The sequence below is a fragment of the Parachitinimonas caeni genome (assembly GCF_030129945.1).
GTDB lineage: Bacteria > Pseudomonadota > Gammaproteobacteria > Burkholderiales > Chitinimonadaceae > Parachitinimonas > Parachitinimonas caeni.
This window is the reverse complement of record NZ_JARRAF010000033.1, coordinates 37,403-52,995: the sequence shown is the minus strand read 5'-3', so window position 1 is coordinate 52,995 and position 15,593 is coordinate 37,403. Positions and strand designations below refer to the sequence as shown.

General features: G+C 55.8%; 13 protein-coding genes. 5 read left to right on the top strand and 8 right to left on the bottom strand.

Going from position 1 to position 15,593, the window contains the following annotated elements; all coding sequences use genetic code 11:
* Positions 1-156: 156 nt before the first annotated feature.
* The 3 genes from PZA18_RS19425 to PZA18_RS19415 all read right to left on the bottom strand — a co-directional run bounded on the left by PZA18_RS19425 (position 157) and on the right by PZA18_RS19415 (position 1,971).
* The gene (locus PZA18_RS19425) at positions 157-627 is read right to left on the bottom strand and encodes a hypothetical protein (RefSeq protein ID WP_284102540.1); all 471 of its coding nucleotides are present in this window, start codon (positions 625-627) and stop codon (positions 157-159) included.
* 534 nt (positions 628-1,161) lie between these two features.
* A complete protein-coding gene (locus tag PZA18_RS19420; protein ID WP_284102539.1) occupies positions 1,162-1,566 on the bottom strand; it encodes a hypothetical protein in 405 nt (134 codons plus the stop codon).
* Between the two features lie 93 nt (positions 1,567-1,659).
* A complete protein-coding gene (locus tag PZA18_RS19415; protein WP_284102538.1) occupies positions 1,660-1,971 on the bottom strand; it encodes a hypothetical protein in 312 nt (103 codons plus the stop codon).
* 174 nt (positions 1,972-2,145) lie between these two features.
* Between PZA18_RS19415 and PZA18_RS19410 the strand changes: the two genes are divergently transcribed.
* A complete protein-coding gene (locus tag PZA18_RS19410; RefSeq protein WP_284102537.1) occupies positions 2,146-3,126 on the top strand; it encodes an integron integrase in 981 nt (326 codons plus the stop codon).
* A 149-nt stretch (positions 3,127-3,275) separates the two neighbouring features.
* Here the strand turns inward: PZA18_RS19410 and PZA18_RS19405 are convergent, their stop codons facing one another.
* Positions 3,276-3,878: a GNAT family N-acetyltransferase gene (locus PZA18_RS19405; RefSeq protein ID WP_284102536.1), complete on the bottom strand. Its 603-nt coding sequence runs from the start codon at positions 3,876-3,878 to the stop codon at positions 3,276-3,278.
* 386 nt (positions 3,879-4,264) lie between these two features.
* Here PZA18_RS19405 and aroC point away from each other — a divergent pair, with 386 nt between their 5' ends.
* From aroC to mltA, 4 genes are all read left to right on the top strand, one after another.
* The gene (gene aroC, locus PZA18_RS19400; RefSeq protein ID WP_284102535.1) at positions 4,265-5,359 is read left to right on the top strand and encodes a chorismate synthase; all 1,095 of its coding nucleotides are present in this window, start codon (positions 4,265-4,267) and stop codon (positions 5,357-5,359) included.
* A gap of 410 nt (positions 5,360-5,769) precedes the next feature.
* Complete coding sequence (locus PZA18_RS19395) at positions 5,770-6,819, top strand: porin (RefSeq protein ID WP_284102534.1); 1,050 nt, start codon at positions 5,770-5,772, stop codon at positions 6,817-6,819.
* A 371-nt stretch (positions 6,820-7,190) separates the two neighbouring features.
* The gene (locus PZA18_RS19390; protein ID WP_284102533.1) at positions 7,191-8,828 is read left to right on the top strand and encodes a porin; all 1,638 of its coding nucleotides are present in this window, start codon (positions 7,191-7,193) and stop codon (positions 8,826-8,828) included.
* Between the two features lie 129 nt (positions 8,829-8,957).
* Entirely contained in the window at positions 8,958-10,226 is a 1,269-nt protein-coding gene (gene mltA, locus PZA18_RS19385; RefSeq protein ID WP_284102532.1) for a murein transglycosylase A, read from the top strand.
* On the opposite strand, the gene tadA is transcribed toward mltA, so the two are convergent.
* The 4 genes from tadA to PZA18_RS19360 form a co-directional block, all read right to left on the bottom strand.
* The gene (gene tadA, locus PZA18_RS25005) at positions 10,198-11,685 is read right to left on the bottom strand and encodes a tRNA adenosine(34) deaminase TadA (RefSeq protein ID WP_308447426.1); all 1,488 of its coding nucleotides are present in this window, start codon (positions 11,683-11,685) and stop codon (positions 10,198-10,200) included. The genes mltA and tadA overlap by 29 nt on opposite strands.
* Before the next feature lie 87 nt (positions 11,686-11,772).
* A complete protein-coding gene (locus tag PZA18_RS19370; protein WP_284102531.1) occupies positions 11,773-12,777 on the bottom strand; it encodes an ABC transporter substrate-binding protein in 1,005 nt (334 codons plus the stop codon).
* 206 nt (positions 12,778-12,983) lie between these two features.
* Entirely contained in the window at positions 12,984-14,648 is a 1,665-nt protein-coding gene (gene recN, locus PZA18_RS19365) for a DNA repair protein RecN (protein ID WP_284102530.1), read from the bottom strand.
* 33 nt (positions 14,649-14,681) lie between these two features.
* Positions 14,682-15,557 (bottom strand): NAD kinase, encoded by an 876-nt coding sequence (locus PZA18_RS19360; protein ID WP_308447428.1) that lies wholly within the window; start codon positions 15,555-15,557, stop codon positions 14,682-14,684.
* Positions 15,558-15,593: the final 36 nt, after the last annotated feature.

Here is a 15,593-nt window from a genome sequence, read left to right as displayed (position 1 = left end):
GGTAGTTGATCAGCAGCTGATCCAGTAGCTCGTCAGTGATCGTCGGTGGCGTCTTGTTCATGGTCTCTCCGGTTGAGAGCGATAGTGTCGCTCATGAACCGGTTACACAAAAATTCTGACACCCTCCAGCTGGCGCAGGTCCGCTGCAATGAAAGGTTATGCATCTTTCAATACAAAGTGCGCTTGGAGGCTGACAGTGCTTTGCCTCGTGTTGAATTCGATTGAGCCAAGTGACTTATAGAACTTCTCGAGAAGCGCACGCTGCACATTCCCTTGAAAAGACATTTTAAAGTTTGGCTTTCCGGATTTTGTGAGTTCAATTTGAACCAGTATCTCTCCGGTCGCCTTGTGTTGGACGGCGTGCTGAGCAAGTACCTCATGGATATATCCAATCAGTTTTGCAAGCTCTTTGGGCGTGGTGTTCGCCTCGAAGTCAGCTTGGCTGTTGAGCAGTCGTATTCCGGAGTTAACGACTCTTCCTTTCTTGTTGTCGACACCATTCGCAGGAATATAGGTCTTCCAATCGGCGACATATACAGCGCCATCAACCGGGTTTCGATAGGGTTCAGCCGCGTTCACTGATCCGAGCACAATCGTCATAGCGAATAAAATTGGAAGGTTCTTCATGTGGCGCTTAGAGGCCTAACGTTTGACAAGAGCGGCAAACGCAAGCGGGCGAAACCTGCCGGAGTTTGTCGGCTCGATGGAATGGTTAGGTTTCATTTAGCCGCCTCATTGCCTCTATTGCTAAAGCACCCCAACCCCACCCGTAGCCGCGATTGTTTTGGGAAAGGTTTTGCGCATCCGTTACGTCTGAAAACTCAATGACCGCCAGGACATTCTCTAAGGACTCGTCGAGTCCCAGTTCAACCTACCAGATGCGAGGCCCTGGCGAGACAACAAATGCTGCGATGCCGTACTCCAGACTAAGCATGTAGCTTTCTGTCTGCACGAATAAAACCGCACTGGTTGATAGGTCAATTCCTTTGTCCGCAAGGAAACGCGCCGCACCTTCAAAGCAACTTCCAACAGTCTGGCCAGCGTTCTCGCGTTCTGGTCTTGGACGTTCTATCTTCTCGCCACGATGAAACCTAACGTTTGAGTTCAGCGGATGGCAAAATGCGCAGCATTTTGACGGGCCCCTGGAACGAATTGTTGGACCTATGCGCCAGAGGTGCGGGCCTCTGGAATGATGATCTCATTGACAATTGATAGCAGCGTTTCGATGCTTGCGGTAGTAATTCGCAACTGCCCTGCAGAGTATTGGCTCGATGAGACAGGGCCGTCGGGCTCTATATAGAAAGAAGACGCCCTACTAAGAGCAATGGCAAGGCTGCTGCGGCCGTACCAGAAGGCCCTCGGGAACGAAAGCAATGACGGGGAGCCCCGCATTGCAGCCACTCCGATTTCGCGGCCACCGTTCCGGAAGTAATACAGCAAAGTCTGACTGTTTGAGGGGCCTTTGAATTTCAATCCAGCGCTAGTAAGTGCCGTATGGATGCGCTGAATTCCGCCGGAGGCATCAAGTCTGGAAAGATTCTGTAGCAGCTCTTCCTTTGCTCCCATCGTGTTTCTCCGTTTAGGCCCAACGTTTGAATTCAGCGGACAAGCCAGCGCAGCTGGCGCAGGTCCGCTGCAATGAAAGGTTAAAGCGCACCGTCACTGTTGTTCCTCGTCGAGTGCGAACTGACGCTCGATAGATCGAATAACCCAAAGACGGTAACCATAGAAGAGCCCACCAACTGCCGCACCGACTGCTGCTGCAAGAAGTGCCCCAGCCGCAGACGAAATGAAAACAGGCTCAGCAGGCACAGTTCCTGGTACGTTTGCAATGAACTGAATGAAGAATGCAGAGCAAAGAACTAAGGCCCCTGACAGGTAGTCTGCCTTAAGCGACACCAAGAACTTTCGAAGGTGTGGATTGGCATCCCAATACGTGTCTGCGAGAGTATTGATGTTTTTGGCTTTCATTTCCGCTGAACCAAGGCAAAAAAAACAGCGAGACAACGAAGGCAAGAACGATAGAAATGCAATTCAATAATGCTTGCGGACCCATATGCTTGTATGTGCGCTTTAACGTAAATTGCACTGCAGCCAGCTGCAGCGTAACACGCACAAATTGACGTCTAACATTTCATTCCCTCCATGTCTTCCCTGTTATCCAGCCAGCCACCACGGCTACTTGATCAGATGCGAGAGGCTTTGCGCTTGCGTCATTATAGTTTGCGTACTGAAGAGGCCTACACCCAGTGGGTGAAGCGCTTCACTCTGTTTCATGGCAAGCGTCATCCGCGCGAGATGGGTGCACTTGAAGTGCAGTCTTTCCTGACTTCTCTGGCGGTGGAAAGCAAGGTGTCCGCCTCGACACAGAGTCAGGCGCTGGCGGCCTTATTGTTTTTGTACAAGGAGGTATTAGGCCTAGCCCTACCCTGGCTGGATGAGGTGGTGCGCGCCAAGCGTCCACAACGTTTACCGACCGTGCTGACGCCCGAGGAGGTGGCGGCACTACTGGCTCAGCTGGAGGGTGTACAGGCCCTGATGGGAGGATTGTTATACGGCACAGGAATGCGTTTGATGGAGTGCCTGCGCTTGCGAATCAAGGATGTAGATCTGGCGCGGCGCGAGATCACGATTCATGAAGGGAAAGGCAATAAAGATCGCCGCACCCTGTTACCTCTGAAGTTACTGTCGGCACAGCTGGATGTGGCCAAGGCACGCTGGCAGCTCGAGGCTGAGGCAGGTTTGCCTGGCGTTTATCTGCCCGATGCGCTGGCGCGCAAAAATCCGGGAGAGGAGCGTTTGCTGGCTTGGTATTGGTTGTTTCCTGCACGCGAGCTGTCACGTGATCGGCGTTCGGAGGCGGTGCGTCGCCACCATGCGCACGAGCAAGGTATACAGCGGGCGGTGCGGCGGGCGGCTTTGGCGGCAGGCATCAATAAGCCGGCCAGCGTGCACACCTTGCGTCATTCCTTTGCTACGCATTTACTGGAGTCGGGGCAGGATATTCGTACCGTGCAGGAGTTATTGGGGCACTCTGACGTGAAGACCACCATGATCTACACCCATGTATTGAACCGGGGCGGTTTGGGGGTGGTGAGCCCGCTGGATCACCTGCCTTTGAGGTAAGTGCAGTTCGACGTTGCGCCTTGCCCTTTGGCACCTGCTTCATTTTAATGAGATACCAATGCAATCAGCCCGATCCAGAAGAGTCGGGCTGATTGCATTTCGCATGGTGCCGACGGCAGCCCGTCAGCTGCCTGGCAAACGATCCATGGTCAGATGGCGTTTGCGTAGCGGCGCAGGTTTTGTGTGGACTCCACCAAGCCGCTGGCAGCATCACGGATCACTGCATCGGCCGCGACACCCCACACCTCGGCCAATTCATTTGCTACCGAAGCGGGAGTGGGTCGCAGATTTGCGAGGCGAGCAATGCCTTCGCCATTGCCAACCGAGAGGCTCATGCCACAGCGTTTGGCCAGCTCGATCAAACCTGAGTTGTAGGGCATGAAGTACATAACAACCTCCGACAGCCCGATATTGCTGGCATGCAGCGTTGCGCGTTCGAGCATGCGCCCGGCAATCCCCTTCCGACGGAACGCGGCATCGACGCTCACGCCAATTTCGCCATGCTTGGCATGTCGGTCAATCGCCAGCTGCAGGCAGGCCACGAGCGTTTCCTTCTCAGCGTTGCGCTGGTAGACGCCATAAAACGCGTCACGCGCAAAATCCAATTGTGCGACATAGCGCTCAATCGCCTGGTCATCAACCGATTGCCCAAAGCGCATTCCCCGGTCTTCGGTGTTCAGTGCCAGTAAGTGTTCAAGAATCGATCCGCGATCACGCGGACCCAGCGGTATTACAAGTGCAATATTGGCCATGGCAGTGCTCCTGGAGCCCTGATGCAGCCTTTTCATTCTGTCTGGCGACGCTCAAGAGATGGCGTCGTTCTGGTTAGACAGGAAGTGGCTTAGACTCGGCCCCATAACAAGATAAAGAGATTAGAAACATACACTGCACGTCTCCTCTTGTGCATTGCAGCAAACCACAGCTTATACCATTGGCATTAATTTGCAAAATTTAATCCCATTCGAGATGTTGCGCCGCAACAGCCAGCCATGCCTTAGCCTGCGTAGCCTGTGCTACCATCGACAGCATCGCCAATCAAAGAACCATCAAGATCAGACCGTCAGCCCGCAATGGCTCACTGGTGTTCTGAATTGGCTTTGTCCTATCTCAAATCTGCACCTGTATCTGGAGTTTCTGCATGTCTGGCAATCAATTTGGTTTGTTGTTCAGTGTTTCGTCCTTTGGTGAATCTCACGGCCCAGCCATCGGCTGCGTGGTTGAAGGCTGCCCTCCCGGACTGGCGCTGACCGAGGCAGACATCCAGATTGAGCTGGATCGCCGCAAGCCAGGCACTTCGCGCCACGTTACCCAGCGCAAGGAGCCCGATACCGTCGAAATTCTGTCCGGCGTCTTCGAAGGCAAAACCACCGGCACCCCAATTGCCCTTTTGATTCGAAATCAGGACCAACGCAGCCAGGACTACGGCAAGATCGCCCAGACCTTCCGCCCCGGCCATGCCGACTATACTTATTGGCATAAATATGGCATTCGCGACTATCGCGGTGGTGGCCGTAGTTCGGCGCGTGAAACCGCTGTGCGGGTAGCTGCTGGGGCCATCGCCAAGAAGTGGCTGGCCGAAAAATTTGGCATTCGCGTACGCGGCTACATGCATCAGCTTGGCGAAATCACGATTCCATTCGATAGCTGGGATGCCGTCTCTGGCAATGCCTTTTTTGCCCCCAATTCCGCCATCGTGCCTCAGCTCGAAGCCTATCTGGATCAGATCAGGGCGGAGCGTGACTCGGTAGGCGCAGGTATTACAGTGGTTGCGGAGGGGGTGCCGGTTGGCTGGGGTGAGCCGGTATATGATCGCCTGGATGCCGAAATCGCCTATGCCATGATGGGTATCAATGCCGTTAAGGGCGTTGAAATTGGGGCGGGTTTTGAGTCGATCCGCCAGCGTGGTAGCCAGCACTGCGACGAGATGACCCCTCAGGGTTTTGCCAGCAACCATGCTGGTGGTGTGCTTGGCGGCATTTCAACCGGGCAGGACATTGTGGTCCGCATGGCGCTCAAGCCGACGTCAAGCCTGCCACAGGAACGGCGCTCGATTGATATTGATGGCAATGCTGTAATGATGCAGACCACGGGCCGTCATGACCCTTGCGTCGGAATCCGTGCCACACCCATTGCCGAAGCGATGCTGGCTCTGGTGTTGATTGATCACGCCCTGCGCCATCGAGCCCAATGCAGCGATGTTTCAGTAAGCACTCCACGCATCGCCAGGCGATAGTCTGCGGCAGCAGATGTAACGATCAAACCATAGTCAAACCATTAATTGTCCGACCATCCAACCAGAGTCAACCAAGACTACAGAGGTCGTTTTTTCGCAACAGTAGATCGTTGCGTTTTTATCAAACCCACTCGAAAGCCATTTAGGGCTTGCCTTGCAGCACTTTTTGATTCTGTTTCGTTTTAACAACAACCGCAGATCAAACCCGCGCACAGGCTTGCCCCATGCTTTATTGCTACGGCACACTGCGGGCGGTTTGTTTTATCAGCAAGATCGCCGAACAAGTTGCGGCACCGGCATTTACCAAGTGGACTAAGAATAAGTGGGGGCACCAGGCAAAAACCTGCACTCAATAGCAGCTCCCCTTGCCGCCTGTTCGTTGTGAATCCAAGCATCAGGAGAAGAATTCGATGAAAAAGCATTTGATCACCGTCGCCGTGTTGAGCGCCTTGGCTGCACCAGCGGCCATGGCGGCCGACATCATTACCATGTACGGCCAGGTTAACCTGGGCTACAGCTACAACGATAACTACGGCATCACTGAAAAGATGCACCGTATTGATGGCATGGGCCCCAGCTCACGCATCGGATTCCGTGGTACAGAACAACTGGGCGACGACATGTCTGCCTTCTTCCAGCTTGAAAGCACGATCGCTCCTGATGACGCATCGGCTTCCGGCGCTTTCGGCACCCGTGAGGCATGGGTTGGCCTGAGCGGAAAGTCGTGGGGTAGCATCGGTCTTGGCCGCGGCAAGACACCTTACACCAACGCCGTGGAATTGCTGGATAACGCCATGGACGGCCGTCTGGGTCTGGCTTACTACGAAGTTGACAAGGGCATCACCCGTTACAACAACACCGTAAAGTACACCTCGCCCAACCTGTCGGGTTTTGTTGGCACGCTGATGCTGGCAACTGGCGAAAACGGTGACAGCTCCAAGCCCAATGCCGAAGTAAAGAACACCTTCAACTACGCCATGCACCTGAACTACAAGACCGGTCCGGTCATGCTGGTAGGTGCCTATGCTAACGAAGCCAATGTTGGTGGCGTATACAACCGCGACAACGAGTCGTTCTTTGTTGGCGGCGAATACATGGCGCAAGACTGGTTCGTACACGCTGGCCTGCAACATCTGAAGAAAGACAATGTTGATGCCAAGACTTCCCACTGGAAGCGCACCAGCTTTGGCCTGAACGGTGGCTACTATCTGGACAAGAAAAACCTGATCCGTGCTGGCTTCATCTACGGCGACAAGTACAAGTCCACCACCCCTGCAGGCGTATCCACTTCGATTGCGGATAGCCAATACGTTCAGTGGCAGGTTGGTTACAAGTACTTGTTCTCGAAGCGCACCTCCTTCGTAACCGAGTACGGCTCAATCAACTACGGCGATCACAAGGTTTACAAGTTGAATACTGATCCGAAGGTATTCAGCGTTGGTATTCTGCACGCATTCTAATTGCCCGCAATGCCAAGTACCTGATCCGTATTTGCGGATTAATTGCCAACATCCCCTCCTGTCAAATGGCACGAGGGGATGTTTGTTTTGGGGCACTCCACAATTAATCCCGTGCCATTCAAGCAGACTCATTTAACTTGTCTTAGCCTTCCAAGCACGCTATATAAGGCATTCAATTTACTTGTATAGCTGACGTACATTTACAACAAACTGAGTGAACCGCGTTTGAGCCAGGCAAAATGAATTGTCTGACAATTATGAACGCAGGCAGAATCATCTGGATTTGCCACGGGTAGTGGCTAGTATTCAGGCTGGGTGCCCGCGCATGCGGCATACCAGAAAGTAATCAATAAAAAAGCTGGAGATTCGAAATGAATCGAACCCTGATTGCTGTGGCCGTTCTGGCCGGTTTTGGAGTCGCCCGGTCTGCCCTGGCTGACGAAGGTCATGTCACCCTTTACGGCAAGCTCACCCTCGGTGTTGAGAGCGTGCAGGCAACAGGAGCAACATTACCCAATCAGAATATCGAGCGCCGGATGCGGGTGACGGATGGGTTTTCCTACCTTGGTTTTCGTGGCTCAGAAGAAATCAGCGATGATCTTTCCGTCTTCTGGCAGATAGAAAGTCAAATCAAACCTGATGACTCCTGTGGATTTGCTGGCTGTTCCAGCGAGGGACGTCGCGCTGCCCTCGGACTGTCTGATGACCGCTACGGCCGGACCACCTCACCCAACACAGGAACATCGCGCATCGCCAACCGTCCATCATTTGTAGGACTGAAAGGCAATTGGGGGCAGATTTCGCTGGGACGCATGGACATGTATTACGACAAGCATGTGCCCAATGAACTGCACCTGCTACGATCCGGCTTGTCGTCTACAGCCCTCGCCATCCTTGGCACCAACCAGCTATCGAATTCTGTAGGCGGCTCCGACCTGGCCGTTGCGCAAAGCGCTTTTACGGCAGCACTTCTGCCGGTGGTCACACAAGCCAATAACAACAACGCCAACTCTGGCACCACGGCAATTGCCATGGCCATTGGCCGTGCTGTCGGCCAGGGCTATCTGCAAGGCCAAAGCGTCAATCAGATGCTCACTGCTGCAAGTACGGCCGCCCAGCAAGCTACCGCACAGAATCTGTCATCGCTATCGGTCAGTCCACAGGCATTTTCAGCCGCACTCAACCAATCACTTGGCAACGCTGCGGTGCAAGCCTTTACTCCGGGTAGCCAGCTCAATCGCACCGTGCTTGATCTCGCTCGTGCCTACACCCTGCAATATGCCTTCCACAATGTTGGTCATCGGCACAATAACGTCGTCCAGTATCGCAGCCCTTCCTTTGGAGGGTTTTCTGTGCTGGCGGCAGTGTCCGGCAATGAAGACAAAGGCGAGCTCGGTGTCAACTATGCGCTCGACAGCCGTCTGCACAACCCGGAAGCACGCCGTACCTTGAATCCTTTCAACTCCGAGCTGACATTGCACTATTTGTCCAAAGGGGTCTTTGCCAGTTTGTCCACCATGATCGAGAAAGACCCTTACAGCATGGGAGGAGTGCTGGATCGCGCTTACGGCATCAAGCTGGCGGGAGGGTATCAAATCAACCCACAACTGCGCGTCGGCGGGGTATACGAGAGGCAGGTCAACCAATACAACGCGGCACTTGGTTTTGATGACAATAGCCGCGACACCTGGGTCCTGTCTTCCAGCTATCGATTCAGCGACCTCACAGAGGCGGTTGTTACTTACGGTGAAGCGCGTGACGCAAAAATCCATGGTGTGAAAGATCCTGAGTCGGGGGCGCGTTACTTTCAGATGACCGGGCTGTTCTCGCTATCGAAACGGACCAATCTGTTTGCCACCTACGCCCGTGTCAGCAACGATGCCAATGCTGGTTACAACTTCTATGTGTCCGGCGCAGTGCAACCTGATGGCAGCATTCAGAGCGCACAATACACCCCGCGTGGCAGCGATCCAACCAGCCTGCAACTCGGCATCAACCACACCTTCTAAGCGGGAAATCGATGCCCGGCGGGGGGCCATGAAATCCCCTGCCGCAAACAGGTCAATCCGTATATCAATCTCGCGATTTCCCGGCGCATCCGGGCTAGAATCGGGCTTTCCCGATTTTCCGCCCGACCAATGCGCCGCTATCTTCCTCTCATCACCACCCTGTTGCTGGCCGCCTGCGCCAGCCCTTCCGTCCCCCCGGTCGCCGGCAGCACAAAGCCGACTACCAGCCCCGTTAAAGAGACGCCCTCCAATCCACCGTGCAAGTGTAGCGAGCCGGAAAAGAAGGCGCCGATCACCGCACAGTATCAACCAGCGGTTTGGACCGAATTGCCGACGTGGCCTGCCGAAGGCTTGCTTGCTGGCTGGCCCGCATGGCTGCAAAGCTGCAAAAGCCTGAATAAGAAGCTGGAATGGCAAGCCAGCTGCCAGGCAGCCGAGGCTTTGGCACCGCGTAGTGATGGGCAAGTACAGCAGTACTTTGAGCAGCAATTCCAGCTCTACCGCATCGTCGCCAGCGATGGTGCCGAGCGTGGGCTGATCACCGGCTACTACGAGCCCCTCATTCAAGGCAGCCGCAAGGCCAGCGACAAAGCCCGCTATCCGGTGTACGGCGTTCCCGACGACCTGCTGACGATTGATCTTGGTGAACTCCTCCCTGAGCTGAAAGGGCAACGCGTGCGTGGTCGGCTGGAAGGGCGCAAAGTGGTGCCCTATTTCACCCGTGAAGATCTTGAGGCAGGTAAAGGTAAGCTCACAGGCAAAGAACTCGCCTGGGTTGATGATGCGATCGAGCTGTTTTTCCTGCAGATTCAGGGCTCCGGCCGCATTCGGCTTGACGATGGCAGCCTGTTACGGATTGGTTATGCCGATCAGAACGGTCACCCCTACAAATCCATCGGCCGATGGCTGATCGACAAAGGTGAGCTGACGCTTGAAAACGCCTCAATGCAAGGCATACAAGCCTGGGCGCGCGCTCATCCACACCGGCTTGCCGAGTTGTTGAACGTCAACCCGAGCTATGTCTTCTTCAAACCTCTCGCCAAGGCAGAGGGGGGGCCCATCGGCGCAATGGGGCAACCGCTGACCGATGGTTTCAGTATCGCGATTGATCCCCGATACACACCATTGGGCTCACCTGTCTTTCTCTCAACCAATTGGCCCAACTCCAGCCGAACGCTGAACCGGCTGATGTATGCCCAGGATACCGGCGGCGCCATCCGAGGCCCGGTCCGGGCGGATGTATTCTGGGGCTATGGTGCCGAGGCCGGCAGTCTGGCCGGCAAAATGCGGCAGCAGGGCGCCATGTGGCTGTTGTGGCCCAAGACGGCCGCAGCCCCCGGCTCGCGTAGCGACGACAACAAAACCGCCGCTACGAAAGCGTCTGCATCAGGTAGCTGACGTCTGGCGTGGCCGGCAGACCCGGCTGCAAGCAGTAGCCTGCGTCGATAAACAGCTTCTGCAAGGCGGTTGGGCATTTGACTTGAGTGGTCGGTCTTGCCTGCCGCCTTGCCTGGTCAGTCACTGCCTGCAGGAGCATTCTGGCCAGTCCCCTGCCCCGCCAGTGCCCCAGCACCAATAGTCTGTCCAGCCATCCCTGCCCGGTCACGCGGCAATAAGCAATCGCCTGGCCACGGTTATCCCAAGCCAGCCAATGGATGGCCTGGGCATCCAGGCCATCCACTTCTTCATCAGCCGGCCAGCCCAGCTCGTCAATCAGCACTGCATCCCGCAAGGCGCGGGCCGCTGTAGCCGCCAGCGGCCATGTCATGCAGCGGATCTGCGGTGTCTGGTTAACATCGGCTTGCTCAGCATCTTCAAGGATCAGTACTTCCATACCACTGCTTACCCGCGCATACAGATCCACGACATCGCTATTGCGCATACGGATGCAGCCGTGCGAAAGCGGCACCCCCATTTCGTTCGTGTCGGGGGTGCCGTGGATATAGATATAGCGCCGCATGGTATCGACCGACCCAAAGCGGTTGAAGTGTGGCTGCCGACCGCACAGCCAAAGAATGCGCGACAGAATCCAGTCACGATGCGGGGCTGTCTCCGCCAACGCCTCGCTATAAACCTCGCCCGTCGCACGGCGGCCCACAAAAACGCCGCCGACGGGCGCGTCACCCCCAATCATGGCCCGAATGACATGACGGCCGCGCGGCGTGCGGTGGCTGCCACACTGTTCGCCAACACCCGCCAGTGCTGTGGAGACCGGATAACACCGAACCGGCTCTCCAGACAGGTCAAACAAGGTCAGGGTCTGGCGAGCGATATCAACAACCAGACGCGGCTGTGCCCGCGCCAGTCTTTCACGCCGCACCTGCTGCCGCCGCGCCACAAAAAAGCGACTGAGCAAACCACCACATTCTTCCGCCAGCAGCCCACTGCAGACCTGGGTATGGTGATTGAGGCGGGGCTGCTCGAACAAGTTCAGCACGCTTCCTGCCACGCCCGTCTTAAGATCGGGGGCGCCATATACCACACGCGCCAGACGGGCATGCAAAATGGCACCGGCACACATTGCACAGGGCTCCAGCGTGACATACAAGGTGCAGCCGGGCAGGCGGTAATTCCCCAGGCGTAGCGCGGCTTCCCGAATCGCTTGCATCTCAGCATGGGCAGAAGGGTCGTGCCGACCAATCGGATGATTGAAGCCACGACCAATCACTTCACCCTCCTTGACCACGATCGCCCCAACGGGTACCTCGCCTTGACGCCAGGCAAGACGGGCCTGCTCCAACGCTCGCTGCATCCAGTAAACATCGTCAGAAGAGAATGGGGAGGGTGATGTTGAGATATCGGTCATCTTGAGCAAGAAAATTAAAAAGCCGGGCATCAGCGAAGGATAGCCCGGCATGGGAAAAGTCATTCGGGGCAGGCCCCGACCCTTATCAGCGATTGGTCGTCAATCATGGCGGCAAAGCCAGGAGTCAGACGCTTGTTCTTACTTGAATGCCTGCAAGGCTTTCTGAAAATGCGTGGTATCTAGCAGTGTCTGATGATCGGGCTCATTCTTGATATAACCATTCTCTTTCATGAAGCGTAGAACGTCCCGCAGATAGTATTCCAAGCCCCCCAGCTCACCATTACGCTTGATCTGCTCGTAAACGCCGAGAAATTTCACGCCGCTCAGCATATCCATCATCGCAGCATCTCCCTCTGCCGAGAAATTCTTGAATGTCTTGGCATTGAGCAAATCACGATATTCACCCCACTTGAAATTGGGGCCGCGAATCCAGTTCACCGCCTTCAGCCAGCCAACAAAGAACTTCACCCACTGGTCTTCACGCAACTCCTTCATCGCCTGCGGATTGGCTGCAAAGCCTTGCGGCATGATGCCCGAGTAGCTGGCACTATCGACCAGCGCCAGACCATTACCACGTCGTATGGCATCGTTGGCAAACAAATCGGACAACACCGCCACCTGCACCTGACCTTTAACAAAAGCATCCGTCAAGCGCTCGGGGTTCTGCTCGACCAACTTGAAGTCAGCAAGCCGCATGCCCTTTGAATTGAGGTATTTGCTCAGCAGAAACAACTGGGCAACCTGCTTGTCGTTTATGCCGACCGTCTGCCCTTTAAGCTTGCCAATTTCCTGGCCCGATTTGATCAACAGCTTCTGGTCGCCATTTGACCACTGGGTTTCGGCAACAATCTTGATTGGCAAACCTTGCATCTGCAGACCCACCCAATTGCCGATCAGATCTGCGCCGACGTCAATCTCACCACTCGCCAAGGCCTTTCCTACCGCCTGGCTATCATCGTAAGGCACCACCTCTACCTTGATCCCCTGCTCCTTCCAGTATCCCTTGGCGTCTGCCACATTCAGCGGCGAATAACCAATTTGCGGGGGCATGCCAACCCGTATCACTGTCTTGGCTTGCGCTGGCATCAGCAACGCACACACACTCAAAGCCAGACCTGCGACGATTTTTGTCAGCTTCTTCATATGAATTCTCCCGGGTCTTGTTAGGGTAGTTGGGTAGCTGCACGGGCATCCTGCCTGCAGACACAGACAGGGGTTATGAATCGGTACGCGCTCCCTGCGGCCAAGGGCACTGGCAAACCGATCAATCTAGAGCGGGGCTCCTTTCAAAATGAAACCGGTAAATCGGTGGCGCTGTCATGTTATGTCACCAGCGGGTAAGGTGTCCCTCAAGCAAGCACTATTCCAAGCATTTCTGCTGCGTGCTGACGGGTCAGATCGGTCAGTTCCACCCCCCCCAGCATCCGTGCTATTTCTTCGACCCTGCCCCGGTCATCAAGTGCCTCAATCCGGCTATAGATGCCATTCTCCGACTGATGCTTGCTAACCTGGAACTGCCGGTCCCCGCAAGCGGCCACCTGCGGAAGATGGGTCACACACAACACCTGATGACGCTGCCCCAAGCGTTTGAGTAGCTGACCCACGATTTCTGCAACACGGCCACCAATTCCCACATCCACTTCATCGAATATCAAGGTCGGCACGGATGCCAGCTGACTGGTGACAACTTGCAAAGCCAGGCTGATACGCGACAACTCGCCACCCGACGCGACCTTGGCCAACGATCTGGCCGGGGCCTGGGCGTGCGGGGCAACCCGGAATTCGACCTGCTCAAGTCCGTATGCAGCGGGTTGCTCCAGCGCGATCAAAGCAATCTCGAAGCGGCTGCCGGCCATCGCCATGGTCTGCATCTCCTGGCTGACCACTTCGCCGAGACGGCTCGCAGCGCTGGCTCGTGCTGCCGACAATTCCACAGCCAGCGCCCGATAAGTCTGTTCTGCCTCGGCCACTGCCGCTGTCAATGCCTCAACATCTTCGTTCACTCCCAACTCATTCAGACGACCACGCCATTGCTCCAGCAACTCGGGCAACTTCTCGACCTCGCATCGATATTTGCGCGAAATCCGGTACAAGGTGTCCATTCGGCGCTCGACCTCGCCCAGCCGTTCAGGGTCGAGTTCCAGCCGACGCGAATAATGCCGGAGTGAATACACTGTCTCAGACAGTTGCGCCTCGACTGAAGCCAGCAGGTCGATGGTTTCCTGCAGTTCAGGATCATAATCCACCAGGGCGCCCAGCTGGGCTTGTGTGGATGCAAGCATCGATTGACAGGAAACCTCGCCCTCCGACAGTGCAGACAGGCCGGCCTCACACCCTTCAATCAAGGCTGCAGCGTGCGCGAGACGGGCATGCTCCGTCTGCAGGGCCATCCATTCATCCGGTAGCAATTCCAGTGCGGCAACTTCATCTATCTGCCACAACAGGCGTTCGCGCTCCGCACTATGTTCATCGGCATGCAGCACCGCCCGGTCCAGCCGGTCTTTCAGCTGGCGCCACTGTTGAAATGCCCCGCGCACGGCAGTAACCGCCGTCCCCTGACCGCCGTACGCATCAAGCAAAGTGCGTTGCGCTTCGCTTCGCAGCAACGACTGGTGAGCGTGCTGGCCATGAATATCTACGAGGTACTCGCCAATTTCCTTCAGCTGAGCCGCCGTCGCAGGCTGGCCGTTGATAAAAGCGCGAGAACGGCCGCTGCTGTCGATGGTCCGGCGCAACAGACAGAGGCCTTCATCCCCTTCGAGTGCATAGTCTTCCAGCAGCTGTACAACCGAGTCCTGGTCCGCAATGTCAAACTGTGCGGCCAGCTCGGCACGGTCGGCACCATGCCGAACCCAGCCAGCGTCGGCCCGATCACCCAGTAAAAGACCAAGTGCGTCGATCAGCACGGATTTACCGGCACCCGTCTCGCCGGACAGTACGGTGAATCCTGTATCAAACCGGAGATCAAGCCGGTCTACCAGCACGAAATCGCGAATAGATAGGGAAAGCAGCATGGCACCTAGCACCGGCGTGGTCGCGTATTGGGTCTAGAACAGACGTTCGCCCCAATGCAGCTTCTCGCGCAGCATGTTGTAGTAGTTGTACCCAAGCGGGTGAAGAATCCGCAGCGAATTGCGGTAACGCTTGATCGCCAGCCTGTCCATTTCCATCAGATCGAAATGGGATTGGCCATCAAAATGAATACGGGCATCCAGACCCTTGGTCAGCATGAACTCGACATGACAGGAGTCATTGACGGCGATTGGCCGGTTGCTCATCGACTGCGGACAGATAGGCACCAGCGCAATCGCCGGCAAGGTTGGGTGCAGGATCGGCCCCCCCGAGGCCAGGGCGTAGGCCGTGGAGCCGGTCGGCGTTGAGATAATCAGACCATCTGAGCGCTGGCTGTAGACAAACTGATCGTCAATGAAGATTTCAAACTCGATCATCGAACCCAGTGCCCCACGACTCACCACCACATCGTTGAACGCCAAGGCGCTGTGAATTTCCTGATCCCCCCGAAACAGCGATGCCTGCAGCAGCATGCGCTCTTCCGGCACGAAGTCGCCTTCGAGAATGCGCGAAATGGTTTGCTCCATCTCATGCAGGGAAATATCGGTCATGAAGCCAAGATGTCCCTGATTCACGCCAACCAGAGGAATCCGGTAAGGCGCCACCAGCCGGGCAATGCTCAACATGGTGCCATCTCCACCGAGCACGATCACCAGATCAACCAGTTTGCCGATCGTGTCGCGCGCGACGGTCTGAACACCGGATATCGGATGCTCCCGTGCAGTATCGGCATCGATCAGCACCGAAATGCCAGCCGCCTGCAGCAGGTTCACCAGGGTTGCCAGCGGCTCTCCGATCCGGGGACTACCCTGCCGGGCCACCAGCGCAACTTTATTAAATAGACTCGCCATGCGGTCATTTAACCATAGCCAATACTGCTGATCTAC